Below are 21,852 nucleotides of genomic sequence, written 5' to 3' on the forward strand. Positions count from 1 at the left end.
TGTGATATAATTTTTTGATTGTCCGAAAAGACTATCAATCGCAACACTGCAACCCTGGAGGAGATCGATGGGAATAAAACGCTTTGTGGCGACGAGTGAGCTCCCTGAGCTCGCGCTCGGGGGATGCGGACTCGTGCTCAAGGATCCCGAAGAACTGCCGGCAGAACTCGAGCCGGCCTTGACCTCGACCAAGTTCCTCGGGGTCAACGCCTATAGTAATGGCTCCCGCCTGCCCTGTCGGTTCCTCAAAGTCGTCAACGAAGGAGCCGGGGACTCCTTCTGGTACAAACTGCCGCAGGGGCTCGAGGAAAACTTCGACTCGTTCGAGGTCTCCTTGCGCGTGTCCTGCGCGGAGGAGGACCCGGACACCGGCGCCGGGGTTGAGATCCTGTTCGGCAGAGAAAGCGAGAGTCAGTGCTTTCTCTTCATGAACACCAGGGACCGCTCGTCGTTCCTGCGGTTCGGCAAGCTCCGCATCGCGCGGGGCGTCGAGTTTCCGACACTGTTCATTCGGTGCCGGCGACTCGTCGGCGGCCAGGTCGTCTTCAAGTACTTCGCGCTCAACGCCGAAGTGAAAGAAGCGGCCGGCCGGCTCGTCGTCTCGTTCGAGCCGATCAGCCTGGCCGAACTGCCCGAGTCGCTCCGGACCAAGACGTTCTGGACGCCGCGGCCCGAGCACCTCGAGCGCATGCGCGAGGACCTGGCTCTGCGCGAGGAGCAGAGCGAGTGCTTCCTGCTGCCGCACAAAGTGCGCGTGCAGCTCGTTCACACCCCGGCCGAGTAGAGGCAGAGGATTCTTGGCGGCGGAAAGATCGAGATCTTTCCGCCGCCTTTTGATTTTAAAAGCATGGAAAAAAAATCCATGCTTATTTATATCAAATTAAATTCAGGCTTGCTATTTCGCTTCTATTTTCTCCGCTTCTTTCAGATCAATGGATAACACTCGCGACACGCCGTCATCGCCCATGGAAACGCCATACAAAATATCGGCCGAGTGCATGACTACGCGATTGTGAGTGATGACCAAAAACTGCGTTTTATAAGACAACTCATTAATGATATTGGCAAAGCGCTCGGAATTGGCCTCATCGAGAGCGGCATCGACTTCATCCATGACCACGAACGGCGAGGGATTGCTGTCTATGATGGCGCACAGCAAGGCGATCGAAGTCATGGTGCGCTCGCCGCCCGAGAGCGCCGTGATATGAACAATCTTTTTATTGGGCGGAGAGACCATGATGTCTATACCTTGATTTACCGGTTTGTATTTTTTATCAAAATATTCCTTTTCAACCGGCTCTTCGACGACTTGGCCTTCAATCTGCGGAATTTTTTCGTCCTTTGAGCTTTCTTCCGACTGAACCAAGCTCAGCTTGGCCTTGCCGCCTTGAAAAATTTTCTGAAAATATTCGCTGAAAGATTTATTGATTTTTTTAAATGAAGATTCGAATTGTCCTCTGATCACTTTATCGAGTTCGATGATTATTTGTTCCAAATCGGCGATGGCTTTTTCCAAATCCTTCAGCTGGCCGCTCAAAAACTCATATCTTTCTTTGACTTCGCTGTATTCGCCGACTATTTCCGGATCAATACCGCCGATCAAATCCAAATCATGTTTTATCTTGCCGATTTCATGCCACAATTGATCGATATTGAGCTGACCCTTGGGCTCAGGCAGATTATCAGGATTTATACTATCTCCCAGCTCCTGCCCGATTTCCCGCGACAAATCCTCGGCCTTGGCTTCCAGCTTGGCCAGCATGATTTTCGCTTGATTTACTTTGTCCGTTATTTCATTGACTTCCGCCTGCTTTTTTTGCATTTCTTCTTGCAGTTTGAAAACCTGCGCGGTCTTTTTTTCTTCTTCGAGATTGAACCTGTCCATTTTTTCTTTGCTGACCAAAATCTTTTTCTCCAAAGACTGCAAACGATCTTCCAATTCTTTCTTTTGCCTGCTGACTTCAACCAAAAACTTGGGCTGATCTTTTGGAGACAGTTTGTTTTCTTCAAGCTCCATGACCACTTTTCTTTTTTCCACCGAAAGTCCGCCCAAATCGTTTTTCAAACCTTTTTCCTTGGTGTCATTGACTTCAATATTAACTTTCAAGTCGTTTATCTCATTGATTAGAATTTCTTTTTCTCTCGACGAATTGTTTAATTTGTTTTTCAGGGTTTCTATTTCCTGCATTTTCGTTTCCTGCGAAATTTCAGCAATGGCGGCTTTGGCGCCGAATGAAAACACGGCTTCGCGGATTCGCCGAAAACCGCCGCGGATCGAACCGGCTTTTTCCACCAAATCTCCATCCAAAGTCACCATTCTGACCGCGCCGAATCCGATGGATTTGGCCGAATTCATTTCATCGACCACGATGGTGTCGCCCAAAACGTATGAAAAAATCTTTTTAAATTGGGGATCGAAAGACACCAAGTCGATCGCTTTCGCTATGGCGCCTCTCTCCGCCAAAATATTTTTATGATCCGATCTTGACTCAAAAGGATTGATTTTGGTCAGCGGCAAAAAAGTGGCGATGCCCAACCTGTTTTCTTTCAAATAATTTATGCACCTGATGGCCGCGTCCTCGTCTTTGACCACGATCGAGCCGAGCCGACCGCCGGACGCCGCTTCCAAAGCGATCTGATATTTTTCATCGACTTTGCCCAGCTGGCTGACGCTGCCGAAAATACCCTTGAGATGATTTTGCTGACGCAAAATCGCGGCCACGGCCTGCTGATTGGAGGAAAAGCCCTGGCCGCCGCGGCCTTTGATTTTCGCCAAATCGTTTTGCGCCGCCTCCAAATTATTGGAAAAAAGCGTAATATTTTTCAATACCTCTTGATAGCAGTCTTGCTTTTCCGCCAGCATGCCTCGCTGATGCTCCAGCTTGGTCTGCAAATGAGACAAAGACTCGGACACTTCATTGATTCGAGACAAAACTTCTTCCTTTTTTTCTTCCATCCAGGAAATGTTTTGTTTGCCGAGTTTGGAATATTCCAAATTCGACTTGCCTTTTAAAACGGTCAAGTCTCCCAGCATCTGATTTTTTTCAGCCTGAAGCTTGTTGTATTCTTTTTGCAAATTATAAAACAGATCTTTTCTTGATTCCTGACGGGCCAGCTCAGCCAATTGGCGCTGCAACTCACCCAATTCGGCCGCGGCTTCGGCTCTGACTTTTTCCTGAACCTGATATTCGCGATTATAATTTTTTCTTTTGCCCGAAAGATCCTTCCATAAATAGCCGTAATATTTTTCCTGCAAATCCTTGAGCGCCGCTTCCAATTCTTTTCTTTTTTCCAACTTTTTAACCTGCCGAGTCAAGGATTTCAGTCGCGGCTCCAGTTCGGCCAAAATGCCGTTTGATTGATCCAAGTTTTCCCTGGATCTCCGCAACTTATTGACCGATTGATCTCTTTTTATTTGATACTGCTTGATGCCCGTGGCTTCGTCGAAAAATTCTTTGCGCTCGGTCGGGGAAATATTGATCACGTAATCAACCATGCCTTGGCCGATGATGCTGTATGACTTTTGGCCGAAATTCGCTTTGGCCAAAAGCATTAAAATATCGAAAAGCCTGACTTTGTTTTTATTGATCAAGTATTCGCCTTCGCCGTCCCGATAAACTCGGCGAGTGATGGCCACTTCCGAATAATCAATGGGCAATTTTTTGTCTTCGTTGTTCAAAAAAAGAGAAACCTCGGCAAAACCCTGCCTGGCCAGACTCGGCGAACCGGAAAAAATAACGTCTTCGGATTTTTTGCCGCGAAGCAATTTCAAACTTTGCTCGCCCAAAACCCAGCGCACAGCGTCGGAGATGTTGGATTTGCCAGAACCGTTCGGCCCGACAATGGCCGTGACACTGTTGGCCGCTTTGTCTTTGTGCGATTTTTCCGGAAATTCCAAGACCGTCTTTTTGGCGAACGATTTAAATCCTTGGATTTCTATTTTTGATAAATACATGTTTTTGAGATTACGATATGTCCTGGGTCATGGATCACGTAACAATGAAGCATCGTTACTAATTACATTCACTAAAAAGCTCTTTATTTGTATTGTTACAAATTACATTCATCAATGGCTTTAAACCTGAGAATCTTGTAATTAGTAACAAATTACCTAAAAGCTAAATAGTCGATTGTAATTCGTAACAGAAAGCTAAATAGAATCTTGTAATTCGTAACAAACCAATTATACAATTAATATTATAGCCCATTTCAAACCTCCGAACAAGCCCGCCATGTAGATATTTTCAAACAAAAAAGAGGCGGAAATGGCCTCTTCTTCAAATTATCTCAAGGTTATTGGAATTGCGCTGGTCGCGTGAGTCTGCCCCGCTTTATCAATGATTTGCGCGCTGATGGCATAGCTGCCCGAGCCGGGAAAATCAGTCCAGGAGACAAAAACCGTCTTCGAATCCGGATTTTGAACGGAACCGATTTCGGTCGAATCGTAAAAAAACTTCACTTCCTTGGTTTGACTCAAATCGGTCAACCGCCCCTTCACCACCAAAGGGAAATTATCAATCGAATAATCGCCGCCCACCGCCGGGAACATCCAGGTCATGCTCGGAGCCGGCCGATCGGCTTTAATATTTATGTCAATCGATGTCTCGGCGAAATTATCAACGTCATCGTAGGCGATCGCTTTCAAATTATGGTAACCGTTGACCGTATCGGATTTAATTTGATAATAAAGAGAATAAGGAGCGCTGCCGGCCGTAAAGATATAATCGTTGTCCAAATAATATTCAACCCGGCGAATCCCGCGCGGAGCGTTGGCGAAAATCTGAGCCGATAAATTCAAATCCGTTATATCTTGCCCGCTTTGCGGCGAAGTGAATCTGACGGTCGGCTTTAATTCCGGCAAATGAACATCATCATATTCCGTGGGAGCTTTGGCGAATTCCAATTCTTTGCCCTCGGCCTTGGCTTTCTCGGAGGCTTTATCAAGCCAAGCCTGCACCGCCGCTTCCCAATTTTTATATTCGGGATCGAAATTATTTTCCGTCGGCGCCGAGCCCAACGGATCTTCTTTTCTGATATAATGCAAAATATTGTGAACTTCCATGAAGGTTTTTTCTTCAATGGCTGAAGCGGGCGTGTATTCCGTGGCCAACTTGCCGCTGAACTTATCTATTTTTTCCGTTTTTTCCGCGGTATAACTGCCGTTTAAAATCGCTTTATCCGTTTTCGGTTTGTTGTAGCCCGCGAAACTCTCCATGGGCAAATCTTTGACCGCTTCCGCCATATAAGCGTGCCAGATCGGCGCTGCCACAACGCCGCCGGCCGCGCCTCTTTTCATTTCGCTGTTATCATTATTGCCCACCCAGACGCCGGCCACCAAATTGGGCGTGTAGCCCATGGTCCAAGCATCGCGATAATCATTGGTGGTGCCGGTTTTGGCCGCGACGGGCCGGCCGCCCAAAGTCAACGGATTTTGAGTTCCGAAAACGTATGCTCGCGCTTCATTGTCAGACAAAACACTGCTGATCATGCGCGAAATATTGGGATCGATCACGTCTCTGGGATCGGGATCTTCGAATTCCTCGATCAATTGACCGCCATTATCCTCTATTCTTAAAATCGCGACTGACGGCACGTATTTCCCCTCGTTGGCGTAAACCGCGTAGGCGTTGGCGTGTTCCAATAATTCGACTTCGCCGCCACCCAAAACGAGCGCCAAGCCGAAACGGCTGCGATCCTGAAATGAAGTATAACCGAATTTTTCCAATAAATTTATAACATTGTCCACGCCGGACAAATACAGCGCTTTGACCGCCGTAGTATTGAGCGAGCCGGCCAAAGCCTTTCTGATGCTGACCGGACCTCTTTCGGCATTGTCATAATTGTGCGGAGTGTACGGCTTGCCGCCGGTGCTGAAAGTGGTCACTACGTCGAATAAAATGCTTTCCGGAGAAAATCCTTTTTCAAACAAGGCGGAATAAACCATTGGCTTAAGCGATGAACCGGGCTGCCGAGGCCTGGTGGTCACATTAACTTGGCCATCAATGGAATCGTCAAAAAAATCTTTGGAACCGACCATGGCCAGAATCTGTCCTGTTTTCGGATCCAAAGAAATCAAGGCGGCATTGGAAAAACCGTATTGCTCGCCTCTGGCCTCCACGCCTTCGGTCACCGCTTTTTCCGCTATCAGCTGTTTGTCCAAATCCAAGGTGGTGATGACTTTTAAACCCTCTTCCAATGTTTTCTCTCCGTATTTTTCAGACAATAATTCTTTGACATACATGACAAAGTGCGGCGCGATGATGCTTTCCGATTTTTGTTGAAAAGAAATCTCCTCTTTTTTGGCTTCATCGGCCTGCTCTTGAGTGATGTAACCCTGTTCGGCCATCTTATCCAAAACAAAATGCTGGCGATTGATCAATTCATCTTGATTGCTGCCGTAAGGCGAATAATAGCTCGGGCGTTGCGGCAATGAGGCCAAAAGAGCGCTCTCGGCCAATGTCAAATCCCGGACATCTCTGCCCAAAAAAGTCTGAGAAGCCGCGGCGATGCCGTAAGACACCGACCCGTAAGGAATTTCATTCAAATACATTTGCAATATCTGGTCCTTGGTAAATTTCTTTTCCATCTGATAAGACAAAATCAATTCTTTTATTTTTCTGGTGTAAGTTTTTTCCGAAGTCAAAATCGCGTTTTTCACGAATTGCTGAGTAATGGTCGAGCCTCCGCCGCGCGAACCGCCGAAAATCACCGCGCGCAAAACTCCGGTATAACTGAATCCGTGATGCTTATAAAAATCTTTGTCTTCAACGGCTATCGTGGCCCATTTGACCGTGTCCGGTATCTCTTCGATCGGCACCAAAGTTCTTTTCTCTTCGCCATGAACTTCATACAAAACGGTCTGGCCGGTGCGGTCGTAAATTTTCGTGCTTTGAGCGATGTCTCGCTCCATTATTTTGTTCGGATCGGGCAAGTCGCGCGAAAACCAGGCGAAAGCGCCGATTAAACAAATCACGCCGATAACAAAGCAAAAAATGCCGGCCAAAATCAATCGGCGAAGCCATAATTTATAATCGAATTTGCCTCTTTTTTTCGGCTGGCGGTCCAGCGTGCTTTTAGATTTGATATAAGGAATCGGCATAATATTTAAGTTAAATTTACCGCAATTTACAGTTTAGCAATATTCGTCAAATTTGCAAATCAATCATCTTTTCGCCGAGCCACGACTCTTTTTACTTGGCTTTTTTCGCTTTAATTTCTTCACGGTCTCCGGATACAGCTGATCTATAATCGCTCCCGCGGCATTGCGAGGTTTTCCGGAGTACGGTTCATGATGAATACTGAGCATTGGCGAATCATTGACTTCAATAATGATATAATTTTTTTTGTTTGGCTTTTTGGTGACATCGGTTGTCAGATAATCGATCCCGCCAAAACCCAGACCGGGAATTGCTCTGATTACTTTCACGGCCAATTTTTTCACTTCCGGATGAATATCTTCAGTCGAGTCATAACTGTCCCCGCCCGTGGATATATTGGAATTGGCTCTCAAAAAAATTTGCTCTCCTTTTTTTGGAATACAATCGAGATTCTTTTTTTGTTTTTTCAAATTCATTCTGACCGCCTCGTCAACTTTTATTTTAACCAGACTTTTTTCATGACTCATCCCCCTTCTGGTATCCATATTCTTTTCCTTAATCAAATCCTTTATCGTGTGAAAGCCGTCTCCCACCACATTGGCGGGCACTCGAAGCGTCGCGGCCACGAATTTATCCTTCGTTGCCAATAAACGATACTCTTTGCCGAAAAACATTTTTTCCACGATAATTTTTTTAAATTTGGTGTTTTTGAATTCCGCCAAAGCCGCTCTGACCTTTTGATCGGAATTCAAATCAACAAAAACATGTTTTCCCTGAATGCCGCTCAAGGGCTTAATAACGACGGGAAATTTAATTTTATGACAAAAACTTAATATTTCTCGACTGTCGCTATAATTAAAAATTTGTCCTTCAGACACGTTTATACCGGCTTTTTTGAAAAAAAACTTGGCCAATTGCTTGTTTTTTTGAATCCAATAAGCGATGCAATCCGTTTTAGATGTTCTCTGGCCAACGATTATTTCGCGATGTCCTTTATAATTCAATTCCAACAAACTGTCCTTGGCCATCGGCCCCTCCGTAAAAATTTTATTTACCTCAATTTCCCTGTCTTCCGATTCTTTGGCGAGAAGATATGTGCTGGACTGTAAAAATTGCCACGGTTTTAACATAGAGTTTGAATTTATTTTTTAAGGGAAATATCTTCAGCTACTTTTTCTCGCGATATACTTTTTCTAAAAACTTAATAATTCTATCCGCGATATTTATGCCGGTGACCAAAGACAATCTTTCAAAACCCGGGCAGCGATTGACCTCCAGTATATAAGGTTTGCCGTCCCGATCATAAATCAAATCCACCCCGGCAATGTCGGTATTGGCGGCTTTGGCCGCTCTGACGGCCAAGTCTTTTTGTTTTTTGCTCAAAACATGTTTTTGGCTGCGTTGTGCAAGCGGCACCCGATGATTTTTAAGATAACTCAATGTATAGCGCTTTATTGACCCGACAGATTCATTGCCGATAACAAAAACTCTGTAATAATGATCCGCCTCTATAATTTCCTGAATAAAAAAATCATTTATCTTGTGTTTGCTCAAAAATTTCAACAACTGATTATTGCTGTTCTCATTGAAAATATTTTTTCCATGCATGCCCTGAATATCCTTGACCAATACCGGAAAAGGCAGTTTAACTCCGCTTTTCTTGAATTCTTTGATGTCGGAAAAATACCAACAGTCGGGGCAAGGCAGCCCATGATAGCTGAGCGCGGCATAGCCGAACATTTTGTCGAATACATATACTTTGCGGTACAATTCACGATCAACCACTTCTTTGCCGCAACGCTTGAGGTATTTGGCAATGGTATGCGCTTTTTCCATATACGGATAAATGCCGCGGATCAAACAAATATCAAAGTCCCGGATGTCTTGCCTGCCGATCTTCACGATAAATTTTTTATCCTTTAAAACAAAACAAAAATCAACAATGGACGCCAGCTTAACCCGATGACCGCGAACTTTGACCGCTTTGGCCAGCGCTCGATTGGCATAATTTTCAGGTCCCACTATGAGTATTTTCATAATATTATTTAGACGGATCAACCAAAAATCGCTGCAAATCGCGGCGACCGATGATCGCCTGATAAGCCAGCTCTTTTCGACTGACGACCGAGACGCGGGTGTTAATATCGAAACCGGATAAATTAATGGTCACCGGCACTTCGATGCGGTAAGTGGCGCCGTGGCTGCTCAAGGTCTTGGCCACGGCCACGATGTCGGGGTGTTTTTCCAATTCTTTGAAAACTTTTTTCGCGGACAGCTCCTCCATTTCTTCCCTGGTCAGGACGCTTTTGATGTTGAATGAATTGTAATAATCAATCGCTTCTTGAAATCCCAGCTCAATGGCCAATTCTTCGTCAATCGCGGAAATACCCGCTCCGGTGTCTATCTTGGCTTCGATTTCAACCGCTTTGGTTTTATTCTTGCCTAAAATTTTAACTTGCTCAATAATGCCGACCACTTGTTTGCCGGAAATTTCTTCAATCTCTTGCTCCACGTCTCCGCCGAAAAGTTCTTTGGCCACCTTAATACCCTTGGCCACTGTTTTTATTTTCAAACCCTGCACTCGAAGCAAACGTTCTTTGAGCGGCGCCATATTGGCGATCTGAATGGATAAGCCCGGATGCGCGTTCAATTCCAAAATAACCGGCCCCTTTTCCCGATCAATGGCCACGTCGACTCCAAGATAATTCAATTTGGTGGCTTGTTGCGACTCAATGGCGATTTCCAAAATCTTGTTCCAAAAAGGAATTTTAATGCCACTCATCGGAAATCTCGTGCCCGGCAGATATTCGATCAATTTGTTATTTAAAATGGCGCGAGTGGTAATTCCCGTAGTGATATCAATGCCCACGCCGATGCCGCCCATGTGCAGATTGGCTTTGCCTCCCGAATCTTTGGTGGGCAGCCGCAGCATGGACATGACCGGCACGCCGTTGAACACGATAATGCGGATATCGGGAATGCCCTTATACGCGTAAAGTTTAAAACTGGGATGAATCTTCAATCTCTCCTCGAAAAAAGCGATGTCTGACGCGTGGCTTTTCGAATAATCACCGTCCAAGATATTGCTGGCATGCTCTTTGATTTCATCCAAGGTGATTTCCCTGTCTTTTGACATGATCCAAACGCCGTTTCTCTTGCGACCGAAGGTGACGATAATGCCTTCTCCGCCGAGTCCCATGTTGGGCTTTAACACAAAACTTGAAGGCAAAAGATCCCAGTCGAAATTATACAATTCTTGACGGTCTGAAATCACGGCGATCAAATCCGCGACGGGCAGACCGACTTCAAACAAGACCTCTTTCGATAAAAGTTTGTTGTCCGCGATTTTAACGGCAGAAGATTTATTGTATCTTCTGACAAATTGCAGGTTCCGGGCGTTCATGCCCAAAATACCTTTACTTTTTTTCAGCATCTTCAACATTTTTTATAACCTTTCTAAATCTTATGTATTCGACCAATCTGATGCCGGCCCACTTGCCCAAAATCATATTGACGATAATGCACAAAAATATCACTTCGGGATAGCCGAGTAATATCGACTTGGTAAATTGCAAACTGGCGATCCAATAACAAAAGCTGGACAACACCAAAGTTTCCAGCGTCAGCATGATCGCCGCCTTATTGCCTTTTTCAATTTGCACGGACACGAATTTTTCGGATAAAACAATGAGAATCAAAATCGGAAAAATGGAAATGGTGAGCATGCCGGCGTCTTTTATCATCGCGCCGCCAAGCAGCAAAGCGAAAATCGTTAAACTGACCAGGATCAAAATCAGCGCCATCCTGGGCAGATAAAGCAACCTTAATTTTTTAGCCAGAATCCTGCCGATGCTGGCGATGGCGATAATAATGCCGAAAATAATCAAACCGTAAACAATGCCCGTGCCCAGAAACGATAAGGCGATGATCGCGGGCGTATAAATGCCGAAGGCTTTAAATCCGATGAACTGCCGGCTGAATGATAAAATGGTGGCGATGACCGGCAAAACCAATAAAAGGTAAAGGGTGTTGATGGGCACGCCTTGATTGACCATGTAACTGATGGCGTAAGCCAAAAAATTCCAAGGCCGAAGCTGCTGTATTTCCCGCTGAGTATGAAGACCGATAATCTGATACTCGATGTCGTCTTCTTTCAAATCGCGAAGCAATGAATCCAAATTAATAACCGTTACGGAGCTATTGATCGCGCTCTGGTCAGCCAAAACTATAAATTGAGGTTCCACCAGATTGAACAATGTTTGCGCCAATCTGGAGGTGGAAGCGAATTTATTGGTTATGTTGATGATGACCTTGTTGGAAAAGCCGAAATCGACCAAGCCCGTGCGGTCGGGAGACCCGGTGGCGCCCAACGCTTGCGCGGCGTCAATCATGGCATTGAGGCCGATATTGCCTTGCGTCCAAATAATAATATTTTTCGCCTGTTTGATGTTTTCTTTTGATTCGATTATTTTTTGCGCCAACTCATTTTCCACGGCCAGGTCCAAATCCTTGGTTTCGTTTTTAATATTCACGATCAAAATACCTTGGGTGCTGGAGATCATTTGCAGATTATTTATCTCTTCCGCGGAAATGGTGTGATCCGTGATTAAAATAATCAAATCTTTATCCACGGAAACAATAAATTGATCTACCGATTGTTCGTTGGTCAATTTATTTTGGAGAGTCAGGCTGGCTCGATAAAAACCCGGATTTTTGTAAGTGTAAACCGCTTCGCTGCCGGTCGCTCGTCCGTCATCGCCGAAATTCCAAATATATTCCACTTCCGAACCTTCGGGAACACTCGATCCGGCCGCTGAAAACAGCACCTGCCGGCCGACGACCACGTTACGGTCTCCGCCCGATACGGCTTTGAGGGGCACTTGCAATATTTCGCTTTGATTGTTTGTTTCAGCCGCGATCGCGGAATTTAATAACAGACCGCCGGCCATAAACGATAAAACCAACAAGGCTAAAAATTTTTTCATATTTTGTTTTTATTTCACTCTCAACATTTTTAAAGAATTTGATGCGCAAATGGCCGCGGCCAGCGCGTCGGCCGCATGGCTTGGCGTCGGTAGAACGTCCATATTCAACAATATTTGAACCATTTTTTGAACTTGTGTTTTGTCGGCTCGGCCATAAGCGGCCAAAGCCTGCTTTATTTGCAAAGGCGTAAAAACCAAAACGGGCACGCTTGCCAAGCTGGCGGTCAAACTGATCACGCCGCACGCTTGACTGACTTTCAAGGCACTTTTGGCATTCTTGGCGAAAAAAAGATCTTCGACGGATAAGTAGTCGGGCCGATATTTTTTAATAAGCTCTCCGAGCTTTTTGTGAATTTCAAGCAACCGATGGGAAAATTCAAGACCGCTTTCGGTATGAATACAGCCGTACTCCAACAAGGAATCTTGCCCGAGGATATTTGAAATAACGCCGTAACCGGTGTCCGCCAAACCCGGATCGACCCCCAAAATAATTGTGGATTTAATTTTTGGCATTTGAATACACGCAGCTTATATCATCCGAGTCTTCCAGCGCTTCGATTATCTCTTCAAGCTTGGCCTTATCATCAGCCGATATTTCAACTTTTTCTTTGGAGATCCATTCGAGACCCGCGTAATCCGGCGACAGGCCGGCTTGCCTGATTTCATTTTCCAAATTTTTCAAATTCTCGCGCGTCGTCAAAACCGTTAACCCGCCCTCTTCCGATTTAACGTCATCAGCTCCAAAATCTATGATTTCCAGAGCCACCTGGTCTTCTGATTTGCCAGCCAAGGCGTCCGCCGGTACTCTGATCACGCCTTTTTGTTCGAACATCCATTTCACCGAGTTGGCGCCGCCGAGAGCGCCGCCCATTTTATTGAAAACAGCCTTCACGTCGGAAACGGTTCGGTTGCGATTGTCCGTGGTTCCCTCGATTAAAAGTCCGACGCCCGCCGGACCGAAAGCTTCGTATAAAACTTCTTCGATAACATCTCCTCCCAGCTCTCCCGCGCCTCTGGCAATGGCTCTCTCGATGTTGTCTTTGGGCATATTGCTCGCGCGCGCTTGGTCAATGGCCAGCCGCAACTTAAAATTGGCCTCGGGATCTTTCCCTTCCCTGGCCGCCAGGATAATATTTCGCGCCAATTTCGTAAAAACCGAAGCTTTCTTTTTGTCTGACGCTTCTTTTTGCCTGTGGGTCGTTGCCCACTTGGAATGGCCTGACATATTCAAAAATAAAATATAAAATATAAAAAATAAAGAAAATGGAGGTCTTGCTTGAAATAAAACAAAGATTAGCGCCGCGAGGCTCGTATTAAATATACCAAAAACAAGTCTTAAAATCAAGCCGCCGGCACACTCAAGTATAGTTATACACACTTCTTAAATTTCTCTTGTTGCAAATTTTTCAAAAATTATGCAAGATAATAATAACACAAATTTGAACTCGACTTTTATCGGCGGTATCGACAAGAAAAAATCAAAAACAGGAGGGGAAAATCTCTCTGTTTAAATAAAAACAAAAACGAAAATCTCCGCGGCCATGCTTGGCGGAGATTTTCGTTTTATTCGTTAATTTGATGATATAATGATAAGGCAACGGGGCGCGGATATGCGGCCGCCGTAGAGACGCGCCGCGGCGCGTCTCTACGGCGGCCCCCAAATGTTTCATGCAAAATATTTTCCCAAAAATAAAAATGTCTCTTTTCTGGCAAACTATCATTGTTTTTTGTATCTCCTTGTTTTTATTTTCCCTGACCCAATTTCCCCACACGTTCTATGACCCGGACGGATTTTATCACGCCAAAATTTCCGAAACGATCGCCGAGCGCGGCCTTGTCAAATCTTTTCCCTGGACGCAATTCGCCACGCTCAAAGACGGCTTTGTCGATCATCACCTCGGATTTCATCTGCTGATCGCGCCGCTAACCAAAATCTTCCCCTCGGAATACGCGCTCAAACTGGGCAACCTTTTCATCAATTCCGCTTTTGTCTCCGTATTTTTTCTTTTCCTCAAAAAAAATAAAATAAAATACTCCTGGCTGTTCACTTCATTTTTATTTCTAACCGCTCCGCTTTACGCCAGACTGAGCATGAATAAAGCCATTGGGTTGGCCCTGCTTTTGCTGATGTTTTTTATCTGGGCGCTTATGGCTGAAAAAAAATGGCCGTTGTTTTTCATCAGCGCTCTTTTTGTCTGCAGTTATGGCGGCTGGCCGATAAGCATTATCGTTTTAATTTGCTATATCGTTGCCAGAATTCTTTTCCAAATAGTGGAAAATAAAAAAATGGATAAGAAATTAAAAAATCATTTACTCGGCGCCGCCTGCTTGACTTTGGCCGGACTGGCGGCGGGCCTGGTGATCAATCCATATTTTCCGCAAAATCTGAATTTTTATTGGCAGCAAGTGGTTCAAATCGGCCTGATCAATTATCAAAATCAGCTCAACGTGGGCTCGGAATGGCTGCCTTATGATTTCATTACTTTGGCGGCCGGCACTTTTTTCCTCTGGGGCATTTTGATTTTTTCGCTGAAAGCGATTATGGATCAAAAAGCAAAACTTAATTGGCGACACATTTTTCTGACCTTCTCTTTTATCATCTTTTTCGCCGTCACTTTGAAGTCGCGAAGGTATATCGAATATTTCGCGCCATTTTTTATTCTCTACATCGCTTTTTTATCCCGTGAATTGGATTTGAAAAAATTGCTGGGAGGCCTCGGCGTCAAAATGAAATGGTTTTGCCTGTCTTTGACCGCTTTGTTGGCCGGACTGATCCTCGCCAATTTCAGCTCGACCATCCAAATATTTCAAACCAAGCACTCCGTTGACAAATTCAGCGGCGCCGCGGCTTGGCTGGCTGAAAACACGGCCGAAGGGTCAATTGTTTTTCACACCGATTGGGATGATTTTCCCATGCTGTGGTTTCACAATGACCGCAATTATTATATCGGCGGCCTGGATCCGACATTCACCTATTTATTCAACCCGGAATTGTCGAAAAAATGGATGAGCATCTCTTCGGGCAGCCAAGCGGACGAACTTTATCTAATAATTAAAAACGATTTTCAGGCAAACTATGTCTTTGTGGAGAAAAACAATCACGCGCTTTTTTTAAACAATTTGGAAAATAACTTTTTGGCTGAAAAAAAATTCGAAGACGCTGAAAGCGCAATTTTTCACCTTAAAAACAACGATTGAATCAAATGACCAAAAACATTTCGCAAATTATCAAAAGTTTTTCAAAAAAAGACTGGCTCTGTCTGTCTATTATTTCTTTGGTTTTGATTGCGATCGTTTCAATTACCTATATTTTCGGTTTGACTTCATCTGATGCCGATCATATTTTCAACGGACGGCGCGCCACATCTCCCGGAGACACCTCGGTTTATTTTTCATACATCAATCAAGCGAAACAAGGCGACGGTTTTTTCATCAATCAATTCACTTCCGAAAAAGACGAACTTAAAGTCTTCAATATCTTCTGGCTGATGGCCGGCAAATTCGCGGCCGTTTTCCGCCTGTCCGCGCCGGCAACCATGCTGGCGCTAAAAATTTTACTGGCGCCGATTTTTGTTTTATTTTGCTATGTCTTTTTGAGTTTGTTTTTTGAAAATAAACGCGTAAAGCGCCTCGCGCTGATTCTGATTTCATTTTCTTCCGGAGTCGGGCTTTGGTTCGGTTTTCTGAATGGAGAGCAAAATACTTTTTTGAAAGCGCCGATCGATCTGTGGGTGACGGAAAGTAATTTTTTCACTTCGTTTTTGCACTCGCCGCATTTCATTTTGGCCTGGACATTGCTTTTGATCGTTTTTTCTTTTTTCATTTTGGCCGTTCGAAACAATAATTGGAAACAAAGCTTTCTGGCCGGCCTGACCGCGCTTTTTCTCTTTCAATTTCATCCCTATAATTTTCTGACGGTTTACGCGGTCTGCCTGACTTTCACGATTTATGAAATTTTTCTTAAAAAAACATGGCGACCTTCGGTCCACTTTTTACTTCTGACCGTTGTTTCCGTTCCTTCCGTAATTTATCATTTTTTCACGCTTTCCGACACTCTCATCGCCGCGCGTTCCGCTCAAAACATCACCCTGACTCCCCCGCTCATTTACGTGGCTTTGGGCTTTGGAATATTTTTCCCTTTGGCGATTTGGGGCGTTTGGAAAATTTTCAAAAACAACATGGAAGACAAATATATTTTCCTTGTCATCTGGCTGTTGGTCGGTTTATTGCTGATATATTTTCCGGGTTTTCAATTTCAACGGCGCTTGCTTTTGGGTCTTCAAATTCCGATAATCATGTTGGCTTTCATCGGTCTTGGAAATTTCGTTGAAAAAACGGCTGACAAAATAAAACGATCCAAACTGTCCGCCATGATCGCCGTGTATTTGGCCATGATTTTTATTTTGCCGACCTCTTTTTACCACCTTGCTTCCGATTTTTTATATTATTTCAATCACGAGCCTCTTTTCTATCAAACGTCCGAGCAAAAAAAAATCATTGAAGCAATAGAAGCGGACAATGGCCCGGTCAATATCATTATCTGCGAAGACATTCCTTTCGCCAATACTTTGCCGATTTATTTGCCGAATAAAATTTTTCTGGCTCACCTTCATGAAACGACTTTTTTCGAAAACAAAAAAAGCCTGCAAGCAAACTTTTTCAATCAAGCGATGACGCCGCTCGATGCTGAAAATTTTATTCGGAACAATTTTATCGAATATGTCATTTCAAAAAAACCGCTGCCTTATAATTTTCTGGAACCGATTATTGGCGGAGAAAAATATTTCTTATATCGAGTCAATTGATCTTAAGCGGTTCGGTCAAATTTTCTATTTTTGAAAAATTATTTTCGACGAAATATAAATTGTTCAAATACAAGCCGCCTTCGACTTCAACCGAATAGGCAAAAATTTCAGCGTCTTTTTCCCGCGAAACCGTCAATTCATCAGTAAACGGCCAAAACAGCCGTTTTTTTATGGTTTTCCCATCAATTTGATATTCAATCAGCATGGGCTTTTTATCTTCGCTTGCCTCAAAATTTTCAAGGTTGATTTTTACAAAATTAGCCTCATCAAAGGCAACCTCCTGTCCCGATTTTCCGTAAATCAAATATCTGTCTTTATTTTCCAGCAAAACAAGGCCGTTTTTTTTGATTTTTTCCAGCAACTCATCGCCACCGCTAGAATAATATTTTTGATAATACGGCCGATTGTCTTTTTGCAAATAAAAAGTCAGCAATTCGTCCTGATCAATGATCAAGTAATCCAACCCGGGCGTCTCGTATTTTTGATCGGAAAATTGTCGGTGGCCCCAAAAAATTCTGGTCGTTGAATAGACAACGTTTTTTTCGGACAAATAAACGGCCAAAGACGCGGGCGCGGCTACAATGGAATTTTCAATGGCCGTGGCCGGCGGCGCCGCCGCCGCCGTAGAGACGCGCCGCGGCGCGTCTCTACCCGCCCGCGCGAACGCGGGCGGCCACGGCCCGAAAAACCAATTTAAATAAATAATGGCCGCGATCAAAACAAACGGCGCCATTTTTTTGTAGGCGTTAAAAATAAAAATTTTGCCCGGCCGGTCATTTTTTAAAACCTCGATCAAAGCCAAATAGCAGGGAATAAAAAGCGGCGCGCCATAATGCAGATTGGCGACCGGCGCGCCGAAGGCCAAGGCGATTTGCAAATAATAAAAAAGGCCGATAACCAGATATCTGGGACGCAGGAGCGGCAAAAAAACCAACGGCAAGAAAATCTGCACCAAAAGCTCCAGTTGTCCGAGGCTGAAAACGCGGCCAAGAACCGTGTGCCAATCAAAATAGACCAAAAATTTGCTGGCCTCGCCGTTAAAATGCTTTATCGTCAGCCAACCGATAATTAAAAACAATAGACTAGAAAAAATAGTCGTCAAAACCTTGGGAAAAAACAAGGCTTTTTGGAAACCGACAATCCTTCTTTTTTCCAAAAAGATAAACAGAGCAAAGCCGAGTAGCAAAATTCCCATATCTTCCCTGATCAGCAAAGTCAAAAACAAAAAAACATAATAACCGGCTTGATTGTTTTCAAGATAAAAATAGTACAGCCAAAAAAAGAAAAAGAACAAAAACGGCAAAAAGTGAAATTCGAACAAGTTCATGCCGATGATGAACGGATTGAATAAATAGGCGATCAAAACCAAAATTGTTTTATTGAAATTTAAACTCTTTCGACAAATCAAATACAACGGCCAAGCTCCGAGGCCGATAAACAACGTTTGCAAAAAGAGCAACAAAATCGGTGATTGTAAAAAATGATACAGCGGATAAAATATAAAAAACAAAAAGCTGAAATGGTCCGCAAAATACTGCGCTCCCTGCAAAGGCACGAACAAAAAATTGCCCGCGTCAAGACTTTGGAACGCCTGAAAAAAAATGGTCAAGTCAAGACCGTTATAAAGATGGTTGTGATATTTGAAAAGGCAAACCGAAAAAACAGCGGCCACGTAAACCGTGATTGAGCAAATTAGAATCACTTTGCGTTTCATATGACTTAATGATATCAAACATCAACCAAACAAAAAAGCGCCCGCCAAAGACGGAACGCTTTCTTTTTCGCTTTCGTTATTAAGCTCCCAAAGTCACATTGACCAATTCACCGACCACATAACTGGAAATGGCATAAGCCAACAAAACGATGACCAAGCCGATGATGCCGTTGATGATCCAGTCTTTGGCTTTTTTAACCTTTTCATCGGCTCCGCCGGCGGTCATGTACAAAAAGCCTCCGTACAAGATGACCACGAGCAAAATAATGCCCATGAAAGTCAAAACGATTCTGATGATGTCGCCGATCACTACCGGCAAAGATCTTGACTCCGCTCCGAACTGATCGCCCGTCGTTCCCAATGTCCCGATAATGTCAGGCGTGCCCGCGGCGCCGGTGCTGTCGGCTAAAACCACTGCCGGCGTAACCAGCAACGCGATGGTTGCGAGCGCCAGTAAAGCCGGGACGAATTTTTTCAATGAAATTTTCGTACGCATAAATTTTTTAATTTATTGATATTTAAGTTAATTTTATTTTATGCCGCCGGGGGCAAACTGCCGCCCGTCGCTTCAATCATGCTTCTTACCACATAGTCTGAGATGGCGTAAGCCGATAGTACTATCGCTAAGCCGATCATGGCATTGATAATCATTTCCTTAGCTTTTTTTACCTGATTTGCATCCCCGCCGGCAGTCATCCACATGATGCCCGCATAAATTAATAATAATAGTAAAATTACACCCAGCAAAGTCAAGATCACTCTAATTATTCTGCCCACGATGACCGCGATGCTCTCGGACTGAAGCCCTGCCTGATCGGCGGTTTGTTCTAATCCGGTCGCAATGGCCAGGGTTGGCTGAACGCAACTTGAAAAAAATATAATCGCCACGGACAATATAGTTATAATATATAAAAAATGATTCATATTTACTATGTTATACCTCCAGGCTGAATCTGCGAAAAAATATATTTTAGTATAGCATATGAAGCCAGCACTAAAATCAAACCAATTATCCCGTTAATTATTATTGTTCTGGCTTTTTGCACTTTGGATTTAGCCCCCACTTGCAGGGTTATTGATCCGCCGGCGGTCATCCACAAAACTCCGCCGTAAATAATCATAACCAAAAAAAGTACTCCAACAAATCCCAATGCATAATTCAAGATATTGCCGATAATTTCAGGCAACGCCTTGTCCGTCTGCAATTCCGCCTGACCCGCCGCCGTATTCAGTCCTTCTTGCAAGGCGCCGGCTTTGGCGCAGGAAATACCGACTAGTTCTTTTATCCATTGTCTCATATCGGTTACAAATTTACAAATCTTTTACTAATGCACAAATTGTTACACGCTATATGTTACGAATTACAATATCCTATTTAACTTTCAGGTTATTTGTTACTAATTACAAGATTCTCAGGCTTAAGGCTATAGGTGAATGTCCCAATGGGATCACTTCGTGATACTTCGTAACAATACAAATAAAGAGCCATTTAGTGAATGTAATTCGTAACATCTTCTCGATTCAGCCATCTACAAAGATAAATGACTGAACCAAGAAGGGCAGAGTTTCCCAGCTGGGACGCAAACCCTGCCTCCTCTTTTATTCCGCGATTGTGGCTGAAACCAAGGAATTGATGACGAAAGTGGTAATGGCATATGCGGCCAAGATAATGGCCAAACCGATAATGCCGGAGATAAGCCACTGTCTGGCTGCCGTGACCTTTTCATCGCTGCCTCCGGCGGTCATGTATTTGAAGCCGCCGATTAAAACGATGACAATAGCCACCACACCCAAAAATCCCAACGCCGCTTTGATGATATCTCCGATCACTTCTCTTAAATCTCGAGTTGAATAACCAACGCTGTTTTCAATCGCGTTGAATCCGAAATCGATTTGAGCTGAAGCGAGCAAAGGCACGGCCGCCATGAAAAGAACGGCCAATACCATGGTAGCGGTAGTAAACTTTTGAATTTTGTTCATATTTTTTATTACAAGATTACGAAATTTGCATACGAGATTGTACGGATTGGAATTATCTCGTATAATCTGTACACAAATCTGTAATCTCGTAAAAACTAAATTTATTCGACCTTTTATTAATTGTTAAATTATTGAAATTGGGTTTGACATTTGGCGCGGCATTCTTTGGAGTCATTGGCGAGAAGGGCCATGCAATCCTTATATTGCTCATCTTGCTCGGGCTCATTGTATTCTTGAAGACAATGATTTTCACCGTTGGTGTCCATTTGCTGGCAATCGGACAGGCAATCGCCTCGTTGCTTTTCGACGGAACCCAGTCCGCTGGTGAGCGGGGTTATTATCGCCGAAACAATAGCATAGCTCGAAAAAACCACAATCAAGCCCAGGATGGACCAAACCAAGGTACCGCGAGCCTTGCTCGCTTTTTCCGCCGCGCCACCCGAAGTCATATACATAATGCCTCCGTACACGAACATGGCCAAGGCGACCGAACCGATGATGCCAAGCAGGGCTTTGATGATTTTTCCCGCGATAGTGGGAACATCCCCGCTAATCAATTCTCCCTTGATCGGCTCTTTATTTAAAAACGAATCCAGCTTTTGAATGGTCTGATTCAGCCCTCCTTCAGAGGCGGGTGTCGCCGCGGTTTCCGCCGTAGAGGAGGTGGGTTTGCAATAGGTCAGGCAAGTCGTTGAATCGGGCTGCGAACTGCAGGCATCCTGACTTAATAAATCCACGTCGACGTCCCCACAATAACAAACAGGGGCGTTGCCTGCGCCGCAAGCCGCGCAAATTTTTGCGCAATCTCCGACGGCGTTTTCGCAACTGGCGCAAAAACCGTCAGCCAGCGCGCTCGACGCGAAGCCAAGCGATAAAATCGCGCAAAAAAAGATGATTGAAAAAAGCTTAAACTTCATATTTATTATCCTTGGAGCGCGCTTAAAACGAATTTAATGATGACCCCGGCGCCCAAGATCAAAGCCAGACCGATTACCGACGTTGATAAGACTTTTTTGGCTTTGGACACCGTGTCCGAAGAGCCGCCGGAAAAAATATACATGAACCCGCCGATCACGAACATCAACAAGGCGATGGACCCACTCAGTCCCAAAATAATGCCGGCCACGTTGGCCATAAGATTTTCAACCGAACCCAGATTGCACTCCGTGGCGTCGCCCAAACATTCTTGCGGCACCAGAGTCGGCAGAGCGGCCATGACCGGACAGGCCACGAGCAGAATCAATATTGGCATTAATATTTTTTTCATAATT

Annotated in this window: 18 protein-coding genes; 3 read left to right on the plus strand and 15 right to left on the minus strand. The window is 44.5% G+C overall.

Annotation, left to right across the window (positions count from 1 at the left end; all coding sequences use genetic code 11):
• Positions 1-67: 67 nt before the first annotated feature.
• A complete protein-coding gene (locus VMX18_03605; protein HUT22453.1) occupies positions 68-784 on the plus strand; it encodes a hypothetical protein in 717 nt (238 codons plus the stop codon).
• Between the two features lie 111 nt (positions 785-895).
• Here the strand turns inward: VMX18_03605 and VMX18_03610 are convergent, their stop codons facing one another.
• The 8 genes from VMX18_03610 to VMX18_03645 form a co-directional block, all read right to left on the minus strand.
• Positions 896-3,955 (minus strand): AAA family ATPase, encoded by a 3,060-nt coding sequence (locus tag VMX18_03610; GenBank protein HUT22454.1) that lies wholly within the window; start codon positions 3,953-3,955, stop codon positions 896-898.
• Positions 3,956-4,282: 327 nt separating this feature from the next.
• The gene (locus tag VMX18_03615; protein ID HUT22455.1) at positions 4,283-7,099 is read right to left on the minus strand and encodes a PBP1A family penicillin-binding protein; all 2,817 of its coding nucleotides are present in this window, start codon (positions 7,097-7,099) and stop codon (positions 4,283-4,285) included.
• 63 nt (positions 7,100-7,162) lie between these two features.
• Positions 7,163-8,227, minus strand: a complete 1,065-nt coding sequence (locus VMX18_03620) for a hypothetical protein (GenBank protein HUT22456.1) — start codon at positions 8,225-8,227, stop codon at positions 7,163-7,165.
• A 37-nt stretch (positions 8,228-8,264) separates the two neighbouring features.
• On the minus strand, positions 8,265-9,134 hold the full coding sequence (locus tag VMX18_03625; protein HUT22457.1) for an ATP-grasp domain-containing protein: 870 nt from the start codon (positions 9,132-9,134) through the stop codon (positions 8,265-8,267).
• 4 nt (positions 9,135-9,138) lie between these two features.
• A complete protein-coding gene (locus VMX18_03630; protein HUT22458.1) occupies positions 9,139-10,530 on the minus strand; it encodes a sugar-transfer associated ATP-grasp domain-containing protein in 1,392 nt (463 codons plus the stop codon).
• Positions 10,514-12,082 (minus strand): PKD domain-containing protein, encoded by a 1,569-nt coding sequence (locus tag VMX18_03635; GenBank protein ID HUT22459.1) that lies wholly within the window; start codon positions 12,080-12,082, stop codon positions 10,514-10,516. The genes VMX18_03630 and VMX18_03635 overlap by 17 nt, the downstream gene beginning before the upstream one ends.
• Positions 12,083-12,091: 9 nt before the next feature.
• Positions 12,092-12,595 carry a crossover junction endodeoxyribonuclease RuvC gene (gene ruvC, locus VMX18_03640; protein ID HUT22460.1) on the minus strand — a complete coding sequence of 168 codons (504 nt, stop codon included), beginning with the start codon at positions 12,593-12,595 and terminating at the stop codon, positions 12,092-12,094.
• The gene (locus tag VMX18_03645; protein ID HUT22461.1) at positions 12,582-13,307 is read right to left on the minus strand and encodes a YebC/PmpR family DNA-binding transcriptional regulator; all 726 of its coding nucleotides are present in this window, start codon (positions 13,305-13,307) and stop codon (positions 12,582-12,584) included. Before VMX18_03645 ends, ruvC begins: the two co-directional genes overlap by 14 nt.
• Positions 13,308-13,750: 443 nt before the next feature.
• Between VMX18_03645 and VMX18_03650 the strand changes: the two genes are divergently transcribed.
• Both VMX18_03650 and VMX18_03655 read left to right on the plus strand, forming a co-directional pair.
• The gene (locus VMX18_03650) at positions 13,751-15,280 is read left to right on the plus strand and encodes a hypothetical protein (protein ID HUT22462.1); all 1,530 of its coding nucleotides are present in this window, start codon (positions 13,751-13,753) and stop codon (positions 15,278-15,280) included.
• 5 nt (positions 15,281-15,285) lie between these two features.
• Positions 15,286-16,887 (plus strand): hypothetical protein, encoded by a 1,602-nt coding sequence (locus tag VMX18_03655; protein HUT22463.1) that lies wholly within the window; start codon positions 15,286-15,288, stop codon positions 16,885-16,887.
• Here VMX18_03655 and VMX18_03660 read toward each other — a convergent pair.
• The 7 genes from VMX18_03660 to VMX18_03690 all read right to left on the minus strand — a co-directional run bounded on the left by VMX18_03660 (position 16,880) and on the right by VMX18_03690 (position 21,848).
• Complete coding sequence (locus VMX18_03660; GenBank protein ID HUT22464.1) at positions 16,880-18,601, minus strand: DUF2079 domain-containing protein; 1,722 nt, start codon at positions 18,599-18,601, stop codon at positions 16,880-16,882. The genes VMX18_03655 and VMX18_03660 overlap by 8 nt on opposite strands.
• Before the next feature lie 79 nt (positions 18,602-18,680).
• A complete protein-coding gene (locus tag VMX18_03665; protein ID HUT22465.1) occupies positions 18,681-19,097 on the minus strand; it encodes a pilin in 417 nt (138 codons plus the stop codon).
• A 38-nt stretch (positions 19,098-19,135) separates the two neighbouring features.
• A complete protein-coding gene (locus tag VMX18_03670; protein HUT22466.1) occupies positions 19,136-19,525 on the minus strand; it encodes a hypothetical protein in 390 nt (129 codons plus the stop codon).
• A gap of 5 nt (positions 19,526-19,530) precedes the next feature.
• Complete coding sequence (locus VMX18_03675) at positions 19,531-19,899, minus strand: hypothetical protein (protein HUT22467.1); 369 nt, start codon at positions 19,897-19,899, stop codon at positions 19,531-19,533.
• A 301-nt stretch (positions 19,900-20,200) separates the two neighbouring features.
• A complete protein-coding gene (locus tag VMX18_03680; protein ID HUT22468.1) occupies positions 20,201-20,581 on the minus strand; it encodes a hypothetical protein in 381 nt (126 codons plus the stop codon).
• A 128-nt stretch (positions 20,582-20,709) separates the two neighbouring features.
• Positions 20,710-21,498: a pilin gene (locus tag VMX18_03685; GenBank protein ID HUT22469.1), complete on the minus strand. Its 789-nt coding sequence runs from the start codon at positions 21,496-21,498 to the stop codon at positions 20,710-20,712.
• A gap of 5 nt (positions 21,499-21,503) precedes the next feature.
• Positions 21,504-21,848: a TrbC/VirB2 family protein gene (locus VMX18_03690; protein ID HUT22470.1), complete on the minus strand. Its 345-nt coding sequence runs from the start codon at positions 21,846-21,848 to the stop codon at positions 21,504-21,506.
• Positions 21,849-21,852 lie beyond the last annotated feature (4 nt).

Source organism: Candidatus Bipolaricaulota bacterium (assembly GCA_035528115.1).
Taxonomy (GTDB): domain Bacteria; phylum Patescibacteriota; class Patescibacteriia; order UBA11705; family DATKZF01; genus DATKZF01.

What these genes read in the sequence shown, in the direction of transcription:
- VMX18_03635 (HUT22459.1), bottom strand. Translation starts at nt 12,082, where the DNA reads ATGAAAAAATTTTTAGCCTTGTTGGTTTTATCGTTTATGGCCGGCGGT.
- VMX18_03675 (HUT22467.1), bottom strand. Translation starts at nt 19,899, where the DNA reads ATGAGACAATGGATAAAAGAACTAGTCGGTATTTCCTGCGCCAAAGCC.
- VMX18_03620 (HUT22456.1), bottom strand. Translation starts at nt 8,227, where the DNA reads ATGTTAAAACCGTGGCAATTTTTACAGTCCAGCACATATCTTCTCGCC.
- VMX18_03610 (HUT22454.1), bottom strand. Translation starts at nt 3,955, where the DNA reads ATGTATTTATCAAAAATAGAAATCCAAGGATTTAAATCGTTCGCCAAA.
- VMX18_03630 (HUT22458.1), bottom strand. Translation starts at nt 10,530, where the DNA reads ATGCTGAAAAAAAGTAAAGGTATTTTGGGCATGAACGCCCGGAACCTG.
- VMX18_03660 (HUT22464.1), bottom strand. Translation starts at nt 18,601, where the DNA reads ATGAAACGCAAAGTGATTCTAATTTGCTCAATCACGGTTTACGTGGCC.
- VMX18_03650 (HUT22462.1), top strand. Translation starts at nt 13,751, where the DNA reads ATGCAAAATATTTTCCCAAAAATAAAAATGTCTCTTTTCTGGCAAACT.
- VMX18_03615 (HUT22455.1), bottom strand. Translation starts at nt 7,099, where the DNA reads ATGCCGATTCCTTATATCAAATCTAAAAGCACGCTGGACCGCCAGCCG.
- VMX18_03645 (HUT22461.1), bottom strand. Translation starts at nt 13,307, where the DNA reads ATGTCAGGCCATTCCAAGTGGGCAACGACCCACAGGCAAAAAGAAGCG.
- VMX18_03655 (HUT22463.1), top strand. Translation starts at nt 15,286, where the DNA reads ATGACCAAAAACATTTCGCAAATTATCAAAAGTTTTTCAAAAAAAGAC.
- VMX18_03670 (HUT22466.1), bottom strand. Translation starts at nt 19,525, where the DNA reads ATGAATCATTTTTTATATATTATAACTATATTGTCCGTGGCGATTATA.
- VMX18_03665 (HUT22465.1), bottom strand. Translation starts at nt 19,097, where the DNA reads ATGCGTACGAAAATTTCATTGAAAAAATTCGTCCCGGCTTTACTGGCG.
- VMX18_03680 (HUT22468.1), bottom strand. Translation starts at nt 20,581, where the DNA reads ATGAACAAAATTCAAAAGTTTACTACCGCTACCATGGTATTGGCCGTT.
- ruvC (HUT22460.1), bottom strand. Translation starts at nt 12,595, where the DNA reads ATGCCAAAAATTAAATCCACAATTATTTTGGGGGTCGATCCGGGTTTG.
- VMX18_03685 (HUT22469.1), bottom strand. Translation starts at nt 21,498, where the DNA reads ATGAAGTTTAAGCTTTTTTCAATCATCTTTTTTTGCGCGATTTTATCG.
- VMX18_03625 (HUT22457.1), bottom strand. Translation starts at nt 9,134, where the DNA reads ATGAAAATACTCATAGTGGGACCTGAAAATTATGCCAATCGAGCGCTG.
- VMX18_03690 (HUT22470.1), bottom strand. Translation starts at nt 21,848, where the DNA reads ATGAAAAAAATATTAATGCCAATATTGATTCTGCTCGTGGCCTGTCCG.
- VMX18_03605 (HUT22453.1), top strand. Translation starts at nt 68, where the DNA reads ATGGGAATAAAACGCTTTGTGGCGACGAGTGAGCTCCCTGAGCTCGCG.